The organism is Shewanella hanedai (assembly GCF_007197645.1).
Lineage (GTDB): Bacteria > Pseudomonadota > Gammaproteobacteria > Enterobacterales > Shewanellaceae > Shewanella > Shewanella hanedai.
In genome coordinates this window covers 95,554-113,853 of sequence record NZ_VKGK01000020.1, presented here as the reverse complement: position 1 = coordinate 113,853, position 18,300 = coordinate 95,554, and the positions used below count along the sequence as shown (strand labels likewise).

Here is an 18,300-nt window from a genome sequence, read left to right as displayed (position 1 = left end):
AGTGGCTATTATTGCCTGCATAAGAAAGATGGTTGTGATCTTAAATTCGATGCTGAGAGATGGTGTTATGTGGGAAGCGCCAAAGTCTTAATTTTAGCTATTGACGCCATAGTCTCTTGTTATGTGATTAATATACACAACTATTTGTAATCATTTACCAGCTGCCCATCCGAAGAGTGGATAAATTGAGGGTTATCATCAGTTATTTCGTAGAAGTCAGGTTTTTCACCAACAAATATATGACCCATTGTTTTTAATCCTGTGGTTCCATCTAATGAGCCAGCGATAATTCCGGTTGCATCTAAGTTAAATGGCTCCCAAAATAGGCTTGAGCCACACTCCTTACAAAAGCCTCTTTGAGCTATTTCAGATGTTTTGTACCAAGCTAGACCTTCATTATTAGTAATTTTGATATTTACCTTTCTTGCTTTTGTATGAGGGCCGAAATTTCCATGTAATTTCTGACACATACTACAATGGCAGTTCACTATATCTCTGAGTGGACCTTTCACTTCGTATCGAACTGCACCACAGAGACATCCACCATTGGTGATTTTATTTTCGTCATTCATATATTAACTCCGAGGACAATGAAATTACTCACATAACAGCTTATTAGCTTGAATTCCGAATAAGAACATTCTCAATAAGAACAAACAACCAGTGTGCTTAATCGCTCTAAGCTAACAGCGAAGCGATTTGTAATCAATCGGTTGAAATAAGGATCTTTCTAGTTATTGATTTTCCCGTTTGAGTGGAACAAAGAACCACAATGATTGCAAAAAATGCAACGTATAAACTGTCAACACATCCATAGTTTAGAATCATAATTCCAGTAATAATGCTAAATAGAAGAGGTAAATAACCGAGTGTAGATACGGCTGTAACCGTCCGTGACATGGACGTCACCTCCGAGACTATAGGGATACACTAGTGTCGTGTCACAAAAGCATCTGCACTTAGTTCTGCGTCAGGCAATGAGCAACAATGAAGCGAAAAACGATAACCCCAAAAATACTAATTAAGCCAGAAGCAAAGCAGAAAATGAAATCAACCTTGATTTGAAGGGTTACATTAGCACTTAGAGATACAACTTATCTGAGGTGATATCACTTATTGATTTACAGCCACATAAGGCCATGGTGATCTCAAACTCATCTTTGAGTAGCCTCAACATATGTGCGACGCCCAAAGGACCAGCGGTGGCCAGTGCATACATGATAGGCCTGCCAATCAGCACAGCATCTGCGCCTAATGCTATGGCTTTGAAGATATCACTGCCTCGGCGAATACCACTGTCAAACAAGATGCTCATCTCTGGGCCTACGGCTTGGCGAATATCACCAAGCACTTCAATTGTGGCTGGCACGCCATCTAACACTCGCCCACCGTGATTGGAAACCACTATGCCATCAACAGCTAAAGATTTAGCGATCAGGGCATCATCCACTGACAGTATGCCTTTAATGATCACAGGCAGATAAGTGTGCTGCTGTATTTTCGCAATCGTGTCCCAGGTCGGCGCTGAGTTTAGTAAATCAGCCAATGAACCACCCGCAAGCCCATGAACACTCGATGAAGCACTCACATACTCAGATAGATTAACGGCGAAAATCCCCTCTGGAAGCCTAAAGCTCGCTCGTTGTTCTCTGTTTCTTAAGCCATTTATCGGTGCATCAACCGTGATAACTAGCGCACTGAATCCCGCCTTCTCTGCTCGTCTTATCAAATCTAACGTGTGATTAAAATTCGGTTGAATATAGAGCTGAAACCACAAAGGAGAGCCGTCGCTATTATCAGCCACTTGCTCAATTGAGATACTTGATAAAGTACTCAACACATAGCCAACATCTTGAGCGCTGGCCGCTTTGAGGCTGGCCACCTCCCCTAATGGATGTGCTAATTGTTGATAAGCCACAGGCCCTAGTAACATTGGATGATAGAGTGCTTGGCCCATCACTGTAGTGTGAGTATTGGGCTGTGCATTAACGGACAAAACCTTGGTCATCAAGCCTATCTTATTTAACTCACTGCGATTACGCGACAAAGTCAGCTCATCTGCTGACCCACCATCAATATATTCCCAGCTCGAATGGGATAAAGCTTGCTTAGCATAGATTTGATAGTCATCCACGCAGGCAATATCGCTTGGGATTTGGTTATGCACGGCATAAACCCCATCGTTTGCGTCAGCGGGTTTATCTTGAGTTAGCTTCACAGTATCAGGCATAAATATTATCCATTCTGGCTAACCAGACGCTCCAGTACTTTGATGTTACGCGCTAAATCACGGCGTTCAGGACTTTGCTGCAGCGCTTTATTGAGGTAAGTAATCGCTTGGGAATACAGCGCTTGATCTATCGCGAGTTGAGCATGTCCCACTAAGGCTTGTACACGTACATCGGCACTCACCTCAGCTCTCAAGTAATAAAGTTCTGCCCGCCCAAACTCACTTTTAGTGCGGTAATGCTCAGCCAATGCCAATAGCAACTCACCATTGTCAGGGGAGAATTTTATCGCTTTCAGGTAATAGCCCAGTGCTTTATCACTGCTGTGCATTTGAGCGGCTATCTTGCCTTTAACACCATAAAACTGTCCCTTATCTCTGGCACTCATGCCGCGGGTTGATACTCCTTTTATCACTTTATTCGCTTGTGTTAAATAACCATAATGAGCCAACCATTCAATGGATGAAGCCACTTGCTCAAAGCTCACATTTGAAGATTTTAACGCTTGGGTGAGCCGCTTAACCGATTGCTCAACACTGCCCTGTTTAAGGTGAAGCTGCGCACTCAGTAACAGGTTCTCTGCGGTGGTATCTCCTAACCTTAAGGCCACTTCTAAACTTGATAGCGCTTTATCCAATTGCCCTAGCTCCATTGAGATTTGGCTTCGGTGTAGCCATAACGCCTTATCTTTTGGTCGCTTAACCAACAGTTCCTCAACCAGTGCTTGTGCGGGTTGAAAATGCTTCGCTTCCAGCAAAGCAAACATTAGGCCTTGTTGCCATTGGCGACTATCAGGCTCAAGTAATAGTGCTTGCTGATAACCGTTTATCGCAGACCAAGGGGAGCTGTTTTGCAAATTGATATAGGCTAACTGACCAAAAAGCTGCGCATCTTGCTGACCTAAAGCCAGTGCGCTGCGAATATGTTGCTGCGCTTTATCGTATGTTGACTGCTTAATATAAAGGGCGGCTAAGCTGCGATGAGAGCGGGCAAGACCCGGCTGCACCTTTATCGCCTGTAAAAAAGCACTTTCGGCCTGCTTCCAACGGCTCATCGCCATGTTAACTTGCCCAGTCACTTGCCATAATGCAGCGCTCTTTTTGTCACTCGAGTGAGCCTCTAACAGTGCCAGTGCCGTTTTATACTCTTTCTTATCCAAGGCTGGTCTGAGCTTTTGCGCTAATGACTGCTCAGAAGGATCGAGCCTCGCTTCTTGTTTAACCGACAAAGGCGTGTTTGATGAGATAAGCCAAATGGGTTTATCGAGCACCAGTTTGACTGTCCCTAAATCCATCCCGTTATCACTTCCCTTATCGAAAGGAACCTGCGCATTGGCGTTCGCCAGACTCAAGACAGTCAATAAGCAACAAAGAGAGAGGGGTATTCTACGTTTAGCATTCATGATTTTTTAAATTCCACAGGCCAGATAAACCGAGCTCTGACAGGTTGGCCATTCTTTATTGGCGAGGAGAAACGAGATTGGCGGATCAATTTCTTAATCACGCTATCGAGCTCTGGATAATGTGTGCCCGTAATAGCCACTAAGGTCAGCGCCCCTTGTTCATCGATAAACACATCGAGTTTAACGACTAATTGTTCAATCCCTTTTCGCACTAGGCTGTTTGGGTAAACCGATTTAGCCTGAGTTAATAAGGTCGGTAAACCATCCAGTTCATCAAGACCAAACGCTTGCCAATCGACACTGAGGTCGGTTTGCCAATCGGTCGAAGCATTGAATATGGGTCTGGCAGGAGGCTGCTTTGCCAAGGGATCAAGCTTACTGTTAAGCGTCATCTCAATAGCGGGACCCGACCCCTCAATCGCAAGCTGCATATCCAGCACCGATTCCACTTGTTCTTGCTGCTCAGCCGGCGGTGGTGGAGGGGGAAGCGAAACAAGGTGTACTTGCCTCACCTCAACAGTCTTATTGTATGACTCACCAAACCATTGATTAATAAATAACAATGATAAAGCCCCACCGAGCAGCAGCAGGCTAATAATGAAAGATAACGCCCGATGCCGTTTCACTTTCATCATCGAATGGTGGCAATATTAACTGTCGCCGCCCCTGCCAGTTTGCTCTCATCCAATACTTGCACCAACAACTCTGTCGGCACTTGTTTGTCAGCCTGAATAACCACAGGTTGCTGACGCTGTACCAGTAATTGGCCCACGGTATTCCTCACGCCAGCAACTCCAATATTATTGCCGTCGTAAATCACTTCGCCAGCATTGGTGATCGCCAGCATAATCACATTACGCTCCAATTTCTGCGTCGATATGGCTTGTGGTTTATCCACTTCAACCCCAGTCTCTTTAACAAAGACCGTGGTGACGATAAAGAAAATCAACAGGATAAAAACCACATCCAGCAGCGGTGAAAGATCAATGTGCTGTTGTTGCTGTTCAAGGCGCTGTTGCAGGCTGGATCGCATTCGCTAGCTCCTCTCTGGTCGATAGGTTTTTCATGTAACTCAATAACATCCAAGCAGGCACTGCAATCACTAACCCAAGTTGAGTGGTCCACAATGCGCTACTAATGCCTTCACTCAGGGCGCTGGTTGCCGTCAGTCCTTCGCCATTGGCAAGCGCTGTAAAGGCGTCAAGTAAGCCCATAATGGTGCCCAATAATCCCAGTAAAGGCAGCGCTGAAATCAGCCTTTCTAAGGTGTCACTCCAGGCTTGAACGGTCTCGTTTCCGTGTCCGGTCTTCAAACGGACAATGAAATAGGTGAGCTTTTGATAAACAAATAACCCTAAGGCGAGAATGGCCCAAACAATAACGCTATCAAACATCTGTGTATCCATTACTTAAGCTCCGGTTGTAGTTGGCTTAGGTGAATTGCGCAGCTTTCTAATCTAATAGCCCGTAATAAGTTTTGGCTTTGCGTGATAGCAGTGCATGTAACCCAAATTCTAAGATCGCCCAAACAATCACCAATATTAAACATTTTCATATCCATCACTTAGGCTCCTGTTGTAGTTGGCTTAGGTGAATTGCGCAGCTTTCTAATCTAATAGCCCGTAATAAGTTTTGGCTGTGCGTGATAGCAGTGCATGTAACCCAAATTCTAAGATCGCCCAAACAATCACCAATATTAAACATTTTCATATCCATTACTTAGATTCCGGTTGTAGTTGGCTTAGGTGAATTGCGCAGCTTTCTAACTGGCCGTAATAAGTTTTGGCTTTACGTGACAGCAGCGCATGCAGCAATAAAGCTGGAATCGCCACAATCAAACCTAACTCAGTTGTGACCAAGGCCTCTGAGATCCCGCCAGATACCGCAGAGGCATCGCCTGCGCCAAATAAGGTCATCAACTTGAATGTTTCAATCATGCCGCTAACCGTCCCGAGCAATCCCAACAAGGGAGCGACTGCTGCAGTAATGGCAATGGCGCCAAGCCAATACTCTAAGGTGTGCTTACTTTCCAGCAAACTGGCAAACAGCTTATCGTCTCGTTCAGTACCTGAGTTCACCTTCAAAGCAATCTCAACTAACTCAGACTGCATCCCCTTAACCTTGTCGGCAATATGCTGTTGATCGCGCAAGCGATCTTCACTTGATGTCATGGCTAAGGTATTGCCAAGTCGCTCGGAAATCGCGGGCTGTATTTGCGGTAAACGCCACAGCTGAACCGCTTTCGCTAACGAGATAACCAGCGCAAAAACACCAAAAGCGAGAATGGGCAACGCCCACACACCGCCTTTTTCAACATGTTGAGCCACAGACTCTTGCTGACCACGTAACTTAACGGCGCGAGTTAAGGTAGGATCTAACGTAATACTGCCCTCGCCGCTTTGAGCCAGCTGGTTCAGTGATTGATACACCTCGTCACCAAACAGCAGACCCGACTTCTCTATCTGTCCAGACTCGGCATTATTTGAACTATTACCCTTAATCAACAAGCCAGCCTTTTGCGCTGCGTTATCGACATACCAACTCACAGGCCCCACGTCGAGTGCAAGCACAGCCTGAGTACGACCGTCTTCCATGGCAACGTCAGCCTCACGCCATTGAGGTGATAGACCCCCTCTCAAGTCAGCCAAGTAATGAGTTAACTCACTATCAGCCAGTCCATTTTCATCTGACTTCGCTAAGGTAAGTCCACTTTGCTGAGCAAAACGTTGCAATAGGTTATTCTGATAAACGCTCTGCTGCTGCCATTGTTTAAGGCGTGTTTGCAGTTGATCCAAACTCAAGGTTTTTTCATCAGAGATCCGTCTGGCTAAAGCCGTTTGGTCACGTAATTTGAGCACTCGATTTTCAATTCGACTTAATTGAGTACTCAACGCCGCTTTCTCTTTTGCTATGTTGGTTTCCGTTCTATTTAACTTGTTCTGAGCCGATTTAATGTCTTTAATAAAACTGCTATTAACGTCATTAGCCTGAGTTACAAACGGGATCAGAGACAGCAGCATCAGCCCCAAAATGGTAGACTTATTCATCACTCGCTCCTGCAACTTTGTTTTGGATTTGCGTCTGCTTAACATCGGCCGTTAAGCTAAATGGCAACTCGATAAAATTGGCTTCTTTTTTGTGAGCAATCATCATAAGTGCAGTTTCGATGGTCTCTGGAGCTAAGGATTCATTCACCTGCCAGCGCCAGCCTGTTGCTGTTGATACTCCTTCGGCAACATTGAGTGAGTCCAAGGTGACATACCAGCCTCTGGATATCCCAAGGTATAACTGTTTCACCAGTCGTACTTCTCCGTCCAACGTCTCTATTTGTGTCTCGTAGCTGCTGACTCTTTGTTCAAACTCATTTAACTGCAAGTAAAGACTGAGCAGCAGCTCAAGCTTGCTACTGGTGGTATCGATGGAGTTAACGGTGCTATTTGCAGGATCCACACTCATCGAATCTGGGGATTGGAGATTAATTTTCTTTTCTTTAATCGCTGCCCACCAACTCTTTGCCAGTGGTGGTGGTAGTTGTTCAATGATGCGTTGCGCTTGGCTCAGTTCTCCATCCACCCATTGGCTTAACGTGGTTTGCTCTGACTCCATATTATTTTGCAACGCCAATAGCTCACTTCGCTTAGCTTCCACTTGTGTTGTTGCACTGTGATCTGCTGATAGCAGACTTTTCAGTTGCAACTCTTCTCGCTTAAGCAATTCAACTCTTTGCTCCAAAACCGGCTTACTCATGATCCAGTGACTGTTTAGTGCATTAGATTGCTGCTCTAAATTGATCCACTGCGTCACTAAATCATCTGATTCTGCTACCACACCTTGAGCAGAAGCTCCCTGAACAGATAACAACAGTAAGACGAAAGATTGACAAACCAATAGGATATTAGTCTTAGGTTTCTTGTAACAAAAATAAAACATCTTCATAAAATAGAACAGTTCACGACCATTTAATGGCCTGAATTTATTAAGGTTTAAACTGCAACAAACCCCAGTGATGATACGACTTACCATCTTTGTTAACTCTCTTTTGTAAATGTTAAAACATTAATTGCTAATGATAATTATTTTCATTAAGATTCGCAACCTTATTTACGTAGACTTAAGTACTAGAAACAGGTAGGGGACCATGAAGACAGTAATAAAAGAGAGTAAGAGTAAATTCACTAAGAAGTTAATTGTTAAATCAATGGGATTGGCGCTGGTATCGATGGCACTCAGTGCGCAAGCAAATGAAGTTAAAGAGCTAAGCACGACTCATGTCAAAGAAGAGAAAAAAGCGGGATACAAGATCGAAAAAGCCTCTTCACCTAAATACACTGGCAGCTTGCTCGACACACCTAAAACCATCAATATCATCTCCAGTGAAGTACTCAAGGATCAAGGTGTTACCAGCCTAAACGACGCATTGCGCAACGTGGCCGGAGTATCCACATTTGGTGCTGGTGAAGGTGGCGGTGGCAACATCACCACCAATGATAAAATCACCATTCGTGGCTTCAATGCCAACGGTAATATCTACATTGATGGTATTCGTGATATTGCAGGTTATTCTCGTGACATGTTCAACATCGAACAACTCGAAGTCACCAAGGGCGCAAGCTCAAGTATTAGCGGGAAAGGCTCAAGCGGCGGCACTATAAACTTAGTGACTAAACATGCCGTACAAGATGATTTTCTCAACACCGACATCAGTTATGACGAAGCTGAGCGTTTTCGTCTTACGGTCGATGCCAACAGTCAAATATCCGATACCCTTGCTGGACGTATCAACGCCCTTTACACCAAAGGTGGCGATCCACTAGACAATGGTATTGAAGACTATGAAACCTTAGCTATCGCCCCATCGGTAAAGTATGTCATTAGCGATAAAACAAATATCGCGGCCGACTTTATGTACATGAAACAAGATAATAACCCCATGCTAGGTTTGCCTTGGATTAATGCTAACGCTGCCGCTCAATTAGGACTTCCGGAGGGGGCAATCGACTCCTCATTGTGGGGTAACTATTATGGCGTCGCAGATCGTGATTTCGAAGAAGTTGAAATCGCGATGGGGACGTTATTAATTGAACATCAGATCAGTGACAGCTTGACGCTTCGCAGCGAAACTCGCCTTGCTAAAAACGAAAAAAAGTCCACGATCTCACGGCCAATCTTAAGAAGTGTTCGAGATCCCGACACTCGAGAATATACCTACTTCAATGAAATAGATATCCATTCAAGAACGCAGAATATTGATCAAGAAAACAGCCTTTTTGTCACCAAATTTGATGCGATAACTCAACTGGATACTGGCGGAATAAGTCACGATTTAGTACTGGGTGCAGAATACTACATAGAGGAGGTCACTAAGCAAAAGCTGAAAGATAATCGTGTCTTTGCCAATCCTTATGTGTCACTGACAAATCCAAATTCTAATCTCCCTTACACGGGCTCTGTCGATATCGATGGCAAACCGACCAATACCAAAGGCAAAGGTTGGGCCATCTATGCATTAGATACCATGACAATCAGCGACAACTGGTTACTGACCTTAGGCGCTAGATTTGAAGATTATGAGGCAAAAGGCTCAACGTATTTCCGCAGAAACCCAGTTTTATTTGAAAACATAAAAGTGGATGGTACCTTTGTCAGCTGGAATGCCGCATTGGCCTATAAACCTGATGCCAACAGTACCTATTACATCGGTGTCGCAAATTCACAAGATCCAACTGGTGGAGAGTTAGCTTTCAGTGGTCGCAGTGAAGAGCAATTAAAGCAATACAATGGATTGGATCCACAAGAAGCCACTAGCTATGATGTAGGGGCAAAATGGGATCTGTTAGATGAGTCTCTTCAAGTCAGCGCAGCGCTTTTCTTAACTAAAAAAACCGTCGCTGATAGAGATGATGACAACACGCCATTTCTCAGCGGTGAACAGGAAGCGAAAGGTATTGAGCTGACTGCAACGGGTAAATTGAGCGATAACGTCAATATACTTGCTGGTTATACCCATCAAAAAACAGAAGTCACCAAAGACTTTAATTCTGAAACACAAGGGAATGGGTTAACCGCCGCCCCCGAAGATACAGCCAGTGTTTGGGTCACTTATGATCTCAATAAATGGACTTTTGGTGCAGGTGGACAATACTCGTCAGGCGATATTTTCTGGCGTCGTAACACCGCCTATTTCGATTCAGGCAGCTTAACGCTCTTCAATGCCATGGCATCATATACCTTCAGCGATAATCTGCTGCTGCAATTTAACGTCGACAATATCGCCGACAAAGAATATGCAACAGACTATAGCGCCAAGGGTCACTTCCGCCCCGGTCCTGGCCGTAACATGAAGTTCAGCTTACGCTACCAGTTCTAGCCTTAGTCACTCGCTAGAGCCATATAAGCTTAAGCAAAATCGGCGGCTATTACTTCACACTATTCGTATCTAAGTTAAGTCATAGCCGCCTTCAATTCATTCAAATAGGAATGCAAGATGTTAGTCCAAATCCCCAATGTATTGTCAAAATCTCAGGTTGAAGAGTGCTGCAACTTATTAGAAGAAGCGAATTGGGTCGATGGTAAAAGCACCGCAGGACATCAAGCCATAAAAGCGAAACATAACTTGCAACTGCCACAAGACTCGGCGCTATCCAATGAACTGGGTAACTTTATTCTGGCAACTTTAGCCACATCGCAAACCTTTATGACTGCAACCTTACCCAATAAAATCTACCCACCCATGTTCAACTGTTATCAAGGTGGCGGCACCTTTGGTGACCATGTAGATAACGCCATTCGCAAAATTCCCAATAGCCCAGTAAAGATAAGAACTGACATCTCAATGACACTGTTTCTCAGTGAACCAGAAAGCTATGAAGGCGGCGAACTGATCATACAAGACACCTATGGCGAACAAAGAATCAAGCTTGCCGCTGGCGACATGGTCATCTACCCTTCCACCAGCCTACACCAAGTCAGTCCGGTCACTTCTGGACGTCGATTAGCATCATTTTTTTGGTTACAAAGTCTGGTTCGTAGCGATGAACAGCGGCGAATATTGTTCGATCTGGACAACAGTATTCAAGCATTAACCACCCAAGACCCAAACCAGACAGAGCTTGTCAGGCTAACAGGGGTTTATCACAATCTTTTGCGCCAGTGGAGTGAGACATAAAACTCTATTTAGATTATCAGGACTCGTTCTTAATCAATTGGGAATAATCAATATTATTACTTGAGCGATTAAGCCAGAAATGGGCGTTACTCCACCTGCGTTCAAGACTATAAACATGATTGCGATTGCGTAAATAGTCACCGTATTGATTTTTTACCTGCTGCGAAAAGTTTGAATTATTTTGTTCTCTATTTTCAAACCAAGTCATGACTTTTTTACCAGCCTGCAGTCCGTGACTTAATCCCTTATATATCCCCTGAGCTGCTATTGGGTCAAAACTGGCAACGGCATCTCCAATCGCCATCCAATTACTGCCTTCCGCAGCCGCTAACATACCAGGACGAATACAATAGGTGTGGTAGCTAGACTCTTTTAGATCCAACTTAGCAATACTTGAACCTATAAGATTTGTATTCTGCAATGCATCATCAAATCCCTGAAACTCATTTTCACGAAGGCTGACAAGATGCTTTTTCTCAGTGACAATCATGCTCACCACTTTTTCGGCAGGTAAAAGTGAGTGATAGCACCAACCATGCTCAACCGCCTCTAACTGGATCTGCTTCGAACCTCTACCCTGAGCTAGAGTAGAAAAACGCACAGTGGCAAAAAGCTCATCATCGACAGATTTATTAATATCCAGCTTGCCAGCAAAACAGGCTGTTGAGCCAGTGGCATCAATAACAAACCTCGCCTGAACTTCACACTCTCTATCTTCTGACTTTCTAACTAAACGTAATGTGAAGCCCTCTGCTTCATTACTATGCTTTTGTGCATCGATAAAGCGCGTAGACCAAGATATTTGGGCACCACAAGACTCTGCCCTATCCGCTAACATTTTATCAAAAGCTTGACGATTGAGACGCCAAGCAGGCCCCTGAGGATTGACGATAAAATCATTATAACCCGGTGTGTCACGCCCCCATACGGAGGCATACCCCGGACAAGTCTGATGGCCACCACGATAAAACTCCTTAGCAACTCCTAACTGTTTTAATAGCAGTACAGTCTCAGGAGGACAGTTTTCACCGACTCTAACCTCACCTTGATGCTGTCTATCTACCAGTAGAACCGATGCATCTGTCTTGGTTCGAATAGCGATGGCCGCCGCTAAACCAGCGGGGCCACCTCCCAAGATAACAACATCATATTTTGTATTTATCATGAGGCTACCGACTCTATTTATGCGAACACTTTCGCTTCGCTTTGGGTGAATTAGCATTAAATGGCCATGCAGGCACTGGATCAGTTGCATCACCAGGTCTACTCAGTTGACTCTGCACTTCAAGGTAGAGCTCAGGAGAGAAATCTTGTGAATCAATATCCACGTTAGTGCCTTGAATAATGAAGCCAATCTTATGCCAATCGCTAACTGACTGTAACGGGTCTTGAAAAGTTGCAGCAGCAGCAGGATTTATTGCATAGGTTCCTGGTCCTCGAATAGACCATTGCTGTTTTGGCAATACATTATTAAACACTTCCTCTGCCACATAGACAGCATCTGGACGCTGTGCAGGCCACGACCAGTACAAGGTAGATTCAGCACCGTTACTCTTATTCGTACCGTCAGTATTAATTGCAGTGGCGTGAATAGAGCAAGAGTTGTAATCCGTTTGCCAAGGGGTCGCCATAAACTTAGAGATATCTCCCGGTTGCAACCCATCGGTCATATCGTGCAAAGGGATCCAGCCACTAGAAAGGTAGGGAGTATCTGAATTTAAGCCGCGATAAGCTAGTGTTGCTAGATCATGTTTGATTCGAAATGGCCCTGAACCAGACTCTTTCCAATCCTGAATATATATATCCCTATCCATGATGGTATAACTCACCTCAATCCCCGGAACGTACCGACCTCCAAGACAGTTTGCCATTGATGCCATATCAATTAGCTCACCGGCAGAGAGTTTACTGTCATCCCCTTTGGTGAAATGACCTTTGCTCCATTGCTCTAACATAAAGTATTGAGTTTTAGTGACCGTTAGAAACGATGTGCCAGCAGCACCAAGTGATAATGGCATTAGTGGCGCACCAATATTTGTTTCATCCTTATTCGGGTTTCGAATAAAGTTGAGCGCGGCCATAATGGTTTCATTAGGGTCGTTTTGTTCAGTAATATTCACGACGGCACTATGAGCGTGTAATGCCATAGGTGGTAAGTTCGCAGTCCAACGCTGCAGGTCGCAGGCGATAAAGATAGGTTTAATATCTTCGGCAAAATTAGGCTTGTAACTCTCTTTATAAGTGCCTTCTAAGGCATTATTCTTTTTGCTATAGAGATTATCTTGCAAGCTTAAATCTCGCACAAACATGTCATAAACATCATCCCATACCGACACAACATTACGTATTTGCGGCGCATAAGCGGGATCACCACAGACCACCCAAGCACCGAAAGCGGCTTCAGTGCTCCCGTCATCAAAAACAAGGGTGACATTAACAGGACCATCCGCTGCAGAGTCAAACCACCCGACATTATTGAGATCGCCTGTCATCTGTATCGGCACACCATACTCATCGTATTGGCCCACCGAATTACCTGAGCTTGATAAAACCAGTAAACGGCCTTGATCATCGGTTAACATATCACCCAAGGTATTTAGTGGACCATTAGGCTCATAAAGCTCATCGTTATAATCTTCTGGAAAGCGAATGGGATAGTCTGGTAGGGACTCTATCTGAGCCTGATCTCTGACACATGATGCAGTGGAACAACGATTAAAACTGGCCGTTTCATTACTTGAAGCGCTAATCGCTCTTGGTCCTGCATCAATCATCAAAACATTAAGCCGTGAAGGATCATCTATCTTGCCATGCACCTCAGGGTTGCGCATTTGTGGAACTTGACCATCGGCATAAGCCTTAATGCCTTTATTGTTGACGACGTTATAAACCGCCGCTTTTTTGTTGGCTAGGTGACTGGACCACAGGAGATCTGTCACAGTGCGACCATCAGGTAATTTGGTACCAATAGTCACCTCAATATCAACCCCCTTACTGTCTTTAAGGCCATTGTTATCGGGGTAAGTTGCCTCACTCTGTTTTTCATAGGCATAAATGCGAAAACGGGCAGCTTGCTTCTTTAAGTTACCATCTTCATCACGCAAGTCTTTACTTGAGATCGGGGTATTGTCAGTCCCTTTCTTAATTGGTAGACCACCGGTTACCTTGCTACCTTTTTGAGGTAATCCAGCGCTCGTTTCGGGCGAAAGAATATATTCATCACTAGTACCAAAGCGAGCAAAATTGACGGTTGGGTGTACCCTAAATACGATATTATTCATTGCTGCTTCCCTTAAAGTTGATTAGTTTCGCTGTACTTGGGTGTGACGCCATGCTTCCAGCAGTTAGTGATTGCAGCGCCTACGCCAGCCATCACAGGGAAGAAGTTCTGAGGGTTATCACCATTAAACAGGGCTTGAAGAAGTTCAGTTAACTGACCAAATTGCTGAATAAGGATCTGTTCTAACTTTTTATCTTCCGCGGTGTAATCACAAGGGTCTTTAACAGCATAAGTTTCTGGGAGTTTGCCGCTGTCTTTGATTTGCCTAAACTTTTCAAAGTGATCAATTTCTGGTTCTATGTCGTCTGCTGTATTTTGAAATACTGCAGGTACCTCTATGCCATTTTTGCATTGGCCCTCCCCCTGATCGGTAATAAGGTCAATTAACAGATTCACTTGATCAAGACCCGTTCCTCCAGATTCAGAGATCACCATATTAGGCATGTTGCGATAAAAGGCAGCAAAAGCGTCTACCTGCTTTACGCCGCCTTTTATGTCATTCTTTAAGGCTGATGCTCCAAAACGCAACGCATCGTAAAATGCACCGATACTGCTGTATTGATCGATGAGCGTTTCTAGTATTAACTCTGATTTTGTCGTGCCTTGATCTGGCAGTTCAACGAGACACATGCCATTAACGCGCTCTTCATCAAGAGGCCCAATATCAAAACTATGGTTCATGTATGGTTCAGTTGCCGATGAAGGGTTAAAGCTCAAGTTGAGGTGTGGAATTTTGTTCTTTTCGTAAGTTGGTGGAGCTATCGTCGGCGATAACCCAAAGGCATTAGCAATATTGGCAGCAGATTGTAAATGAAGCATCTCTTGATTAATGACAGTTCGAATTAATTGATATGCATCCGAACTACGGTCTTTAATCGAATACATGGCTGACATGTAATAGGGAATGGTCCAAAGTTCTAACTCAACAGCACCTTGTAAATGGCTATTAAAATGTGTCGTAGCCCAGTCTAAGTGTTCTTTTTTCATGAAACTCCATTTCTCTTGATGTAAATAGGCACTAAAGAAGCACGGCTTATAATTGATATTGCAGTGCCATTCACAGCAGTCTTCGATACTTGAATGAGATAAAAGATCAAACACTTACTGAGTGCCACTGATAGTGGTTTCAAAATATTAGTAGGCCTATGGTCAAAAAAACATTACACCGTATTACAAAGAATCAGCATGTAAGGATAAGAGCTGTCACCTCCGTAACATAGCTTCTTAATGGAGCTGAGAGTGGTGAACAGAACAGACGAGTTCTTTATGGAGGTATAGCGTAAAACTCATTATTAAACAAAGACTAAACCAACCTAAGGTGTCGATGGAGTGAGTTCTACTATTTAGGTGGAGTTGTCGGGTCACAAGGTTGATTAACTTGCCAGATTTCAAGTTTCAAGTATATTTTTTGGATTGGGTTCATTGGGCTGGTTTGCTCGATACCATGGCTTCAATGCCATTTATAACTTCCAGTAAACACTCCTGTGAGACGCCGTAAATCCTTCTGTGGAGGCTCACAGTACTATTCACACTTGAGTGCTTATCTCTTCGATTTTAGTTTTGGTCAGGCTCATGGGGGCTAAAAAAGTAAATGTAATAAGTACCTGTAAACCCAGAGCGGCTAGGCCTCTCATTCAGAGAATGACCTAGCATTAGCTCAACATCATCTTGATGTGGTTGTTGTGTTATTGGATGACGCCACAGACTAAGCGGGCACCTCCGCCTCCTAGTGCGTGCGGATGATCTGAATGGTTGTCGCTACCGGCATGGATCATAAGCGCACGGCCGGAGAGATCTGAAAGGTTAATGCGAGGAGACAATACGGGCTGAACGGCCACTCCTTCCATATTGATGTAAAGCGGTGGCAAGTCACCTAAATGATTGTTATTGGACCACGGAAAACCATGTTGCCCTGTTTTCATTGGATCGTAGTGTCCACCCGCAGCACCGCCTAGCACGGTTTTTCCATTCTTCTTCGCAGTATCACAGGAGTTATTTTCGTGGATATGAAAACCATGTAAGCCTTGCGGTAATCCAGATAAGTTAGGAGTAAAAACAACCCCATATTCATTTTGTTCTATCAATATAGAACCAAGCGTTTTACCTGAATTTACATCCTTCATATCAACTGAAATAGAAGATGCACTCACTGCTGTTGATGCCAAAAACAAAGTGGTAAATATAAGTTTATTTATCATGGAATTATCCTTAATTTTTAATTCCATTATTTTATACCACGGTAAACACCTTACAAATAACGAATAAAACCTAACCACCTAATCGCTTTAACCTATTAGAAGGCTAGCGTTGAAAGATAACACTTGGCTTTAAAAGTTTAAGTCTTATTCCTAGGTTAAATGCTCCTTAACAGAATGAAGCTTAAGCCTATGAGGGGATGTTCGTTGTTACAGGATTAAAGGCTCCAACGAGAAGTTGAGGTTGTAGGATAGCCACAAAACACAGTAAACCTGTTAGCCCTATAATGTTTAACCAAACAACAATAGGATTCTTATAAAGTACGATAAACACTAAGCCAAAAATGACTTCACTAACACCAACAAATTTAGTAATTAAATAGGAAATTTCTTCAGAAAAACTTAGGCTACCAGTCATTGTCTTTTCGAGAGGAGCAACATGCATCAACTTAGGGAATATTCCATGATACAACCAACTTAAACCAATAATGAATCGGGCACTTTTCTCTGATGACACCTAATTATCCCTTAAATTGATAAGCCCTATTAAGGCGAAATAATCTAGCCAGTTAAATATTAAAACAAGAGACATAGCCTGCGAGATTAATAACAATGAATGTCCTGCAATATCTGATTTAGATGAGCTTTTTGTGTGGACTTAAAAAGAACATCTTTTTCCACCCTTGGGATTCAGTTGTCGCAAGCCAAGGTATAGGAATAAGAGACAAAATTGAGTAGTGCACATGTGGCTGTTTTCCAGCAGCATTACCCGTATCTCCCAGTGTACCTAATCTACTGCTAACTCCTACGAATTTACCAACACTCACTGAAGTGTCGTTGAGGTGGGCGAAGTAATGAATACGCCATTTCGGCCCTAATACCGCCACGACATTGCCACCTTTTCCGAGCTTACCGACATAAATCACAACACCATAGGTTGCCGCGAGTACAGGCGTCCCCTTCACGCCAAAAATATCGATGCCTTTATGTACACCCGACGTTCCCCAAGGTGCATACCAAAAAGTGTTGTGATTCCAATCAGCAGACGTTGCCCCCTGAACTGGAATAGTGACTTTTTCAGGCAAAAATAATCCTGCTATCAGCAAGAATATAAGACTCAGAATACTGTATTTGAATACGTTAGCGGTTTTCTTCATGGCATATATAGCCCAAAGTAAGAGTTGGATAATATTTACAATGCGTGACTTTGCTATTTACGCGGTTAAACAATCTTGAGAAAGCGCCAAACGCTTAGATCTAGCAATTGACGCCATAGTAATTTAAACCGTCAATCTTCTTACCGATAAACAAATAATTCATTTTGCCAGACATTGAAGGATTTCCAAGTATCTCATAAGCACTACTGACCTCTGAAAATTGAATAGCCAATAAAGCCATCATTTAACAAATGATTATGTATAAACGGTGAAGCATATGAAAAAAGTTAAAAAAGCGATAGATGATATAAAAATCAATAAGCCCGTCAAAGCTCCTAGCCCCAGACCTGGCTCTAACACCGCTACTTTGGGATTCTTAGGGTTATAAAAAACGGTTACAGATTTCCCCAGAGGGTACCTCCTAGCGATAGAGTCATGATAACGATGAAAAGAGGATTGAACTTCATGCCATCGTCGTTTTTTAGATGAATAAGTTTTTCCATTTACAACATATTTATAGGTTATGTCTAAAGCGAAAGTTTGAATTCTGTCTCCACTTTCACGACCAGATCCTGCTGTGGGAGTACCAACCTCACTACTCGTGATCTTACCTAAAACGGATGGGTAATATTTTGCTTTGACCGCTTTAGGGATGGACACGAGTAAGTAATAAATGAAGCCTAAAACAAGGCAAACAAAAACTAACAACATAAAAAATGGAGCTTTGTCTATAATCTCCGATAAATCCATTCGCCATTCCTTCGATACAACACAAACAGTTAATTTTAAAAATAATTAAATATTAACAGGCAATAAAACAGTTGGTTTTAATCAGCGACGAAGGAGCAAAGTCAGCTTTACCCTGTCTTTATT

17 protein-coding genes are annotated in these 18,300 nt (G+C 43.4%); 2 read left to right on the top strand and 15 right to left on the bottom strand.

Annotated features, from left to right (window positions below; all coding sequences use genetic code 11):
- Positions 1 to 140: 140 nt before the first annotated feature.
- The 8 genes from FN961_RS16240 to FN961_RS16205 form a co-directional block, all read right to left on the bottom strand.
- Positions 141 to 572, bottom strand: a complete 432-nt coding sequence (locus FN961_RS16240; RefSeq protein ID WP_144041228.1) for a GFA family protein — start codon at positions 570 to 572, stop codon at positions 141 to 143.
- 509 nt (positions 573 to 1,081) lie between these two features.
- Complete coding sequence (locus FN961_RS16235; RefSeq protein WP_144041227.1) at positions 1,082 to 2,230, bottom strand: alpha-hydroxy acid oxidase; 1,149 nt, start codon at positions 2,228 to 2,230, stop codon at positions 1,082 to 1,084.
- A gap of 5 nt (positions 2,231 to 2,235) precedes the next feature.
- Entirely contained in the window at positions 2,236 to 3,630 is a 1,395-nt protein-coding gene (locus FN961_RS16230) for a tetratricopeptide repeat protein (protein WP_144041226.1), read from the bottom strand.
- Positions 3,627 to 4,193 carry an energy transducer TonB gene (locus tag FN961_RS16225; protein WP_185972814.1) on the bottom strand — a complete coding sequence of 189 codons (567 nt, stop codon included), beginning with the start codon at positions 4,191 to 4,193 and terminating at the stop codon, positions 3,627 to 3,629. Before FN961_RS16225 ends, FN961_RS16230 begins: the two co-directional genes overlap by 4 nt.
- 68 nt (positions 4,194 to 4,261) lie before the next feature.
- The gene (locus FN961_RS16220) at positions 4,262 to 4,663 is read right to left on the bottom strand and encodes an ExbD/TolR family protein (RefSeq protein WP_144041224.1); all 402 of its coding nucleotides are present in this window, start codon (positions 4,661 to 4,663) and stop codon (positions 4,262 to 4,264) included.
- Positions 4,635 to 5,036, bottom strand: coding sequence for a MotA/TolQ/ExbB proton channel family protein (locus FN961_RS16215; RefSeq protein ID WP_144041223.1), 402 nt, complete (start codon positions 5,034 to 5,036; stop codon positions 4,635 to 4,637). Before FN961_RS16215 ends, FN961_RS16220 begins: the two co-directional genes overlap by 29 nt.
- Positions 5,037 to 5,345: 309 nt before the next feature.
- Positions 5,346 to 6,677 (bottom strand): MotA/TolQ/ExbB proton channel family protein, encoded by a 1,332-nt coding sequence (locus FN961_RS16210; RefSeq protein ID WP_185972813.1) that lies wholly within the window; start codon positions 6,675 to 6,677, stop codon positions 5,346 to 5,348.
- Positions 6,670 to 7,653 (bottom strand): DUF3450 family protein, encoded by a 984-nt coding sequence (locus FN961_RS16205; protein ID WP_144041221.1) that lies wholly within the window; start codon positions 7,651 to 7,653, stop codon positions 6,670 to 6,672. Before FN961_RS16205 ends, FN961_RS16210 begins: the two co-directional genes overlap by 8 nt.
- 115 nt (positions 7,654 to 7,768) lie before the next feature.
- Here FN961_RS16205 and FN961_RS16200 point away from each other — a divergent pair, with 115 nt between their 5' ends.
- Together FN961_RS16200 and FN961_RS16195 are read left to right on the top strand one after the other, a co-directional pair.
- Entirely contained in the window at positions 7,769 to 9,997 is a 2,229-nt protein-coding gene (locus FN961_RS16200) for a TonB-dependent receptor (protein WP_144041220.1), read from the top strand.
- A gap of 117 nt (positions 9,998 to 10,114) precedes the next feature.
- Positions 10,115 to 10,795 carry a Fe2+-dependent dioxygenase gene (locus FN961_RS16195; protein WP_144041219.1) on the top strand — a complete coding sequence of 227 codons (681 nt, stop codon included), beginning with the start codon at positions 10,115 to 10,117 and terminating at the stop codon, positions 10,793 to 10,795.
- Positions 10,796 to 10,811: 16 nt separating this feature from the next.
- On the opposite strand, the gene FN961_RS16190 is transcribed toward FN961_RS16195, so the two are convergent.
- The 7 genes from FN961_RS16190 to FN961_RS16160 all read right to left on the bottom strand — a co-directional run bounded on the left by FN961_RS16190 (position 10,812) and on the right by FN961_RS16160 (position 18,177).
- The gene (locus FN961_RS16190) at positions 10,812 to 11,960 is read right to left on the bottom strand and encodes an NAD(P)/FAD-dependent oxidoreductase (protein ID WP_144041218.1); all 1,149 of its coding nucleotides are present in this window, start codon (positions 11,958 to 11,960) and stop codon (positions 10,812 to 10,814) included.
- Between the two features lie 13 nt (positions 11,961 to 11,973).
- A complete protein-coding gene (locus FN961_RS16185) occupies positions 11,974 to 14,076 on the bottom strand; it encodes a LodA/GoxA family CTQ-dependent oxidase (protein ID WP_144041217.1) in 2,103 nt (700 codons plus the stop codon).
- Positions 14,077 to 14,087: 11 nt separating this feature from the next.
- Complete coding sequence (locus tag FN961_RS16180; protein WP_144041216.1) at positions 14,088 to 15,062, bottom strand: ferritin-like domain-containing protein; 975 nt, start codon at positions 15,060 to 15,062, stop codon at positions 14,088 to 14,090.
- A 698-nt stretch (positions 15,063 to 15,760) separates the two neighbouring features.
- Positions 15,761 to 16,273, bottom strand: coding sequence for a superoxide dismutase family protein (gene sodC / locus FN961_RS16175; RefSeq protein WP_144041215.1), 513 nt, complete (start codon positions 16,271 to 16,273; stop codon positions 15,761 to 15,763).
- Positions 16,274 to 16,460: 187 nt separating this feature from the next.
- On the bottom strand, positions 16,461 to 16,787 hold the full coding sequence (locus FN961_RS16170) for a DoxX-like family protein (RefSeq protein WP_229814757.1): 327 nt from the start codon (positions 16,785 to 16,787) through the stop codon (positions 16,461 to 16,463).
- A gap of 118 nt (positions 16,788 to 16,905) precedes the next feature.
- Positions 16,906 to 17,427, bottom strand: a complete 522-nt coding sequence (locus FN961_RS16165) for a M23 family metallopeptidase (protein WP_144041214.1) — start codon at positions 17,425 to 17,427, stop codon at positions 16,906 to 16,908.
- A gap of 255 nt (positions 17,428 to 17,682) precedes the next feature.
- Complete coding sequence (locus FN961_RS16160; RefSeq protein ID WP_144041213.1) at positions 17,683 to 18,177, bottom strand: DUF3592 domain-containing protein; 495 nt, start codon at positions 18,175 to 18,177, stop codon at positions 17,683 to 17,685.
- Positions 18,178 to 18,300: the final 123 nt, after the last annotated feature.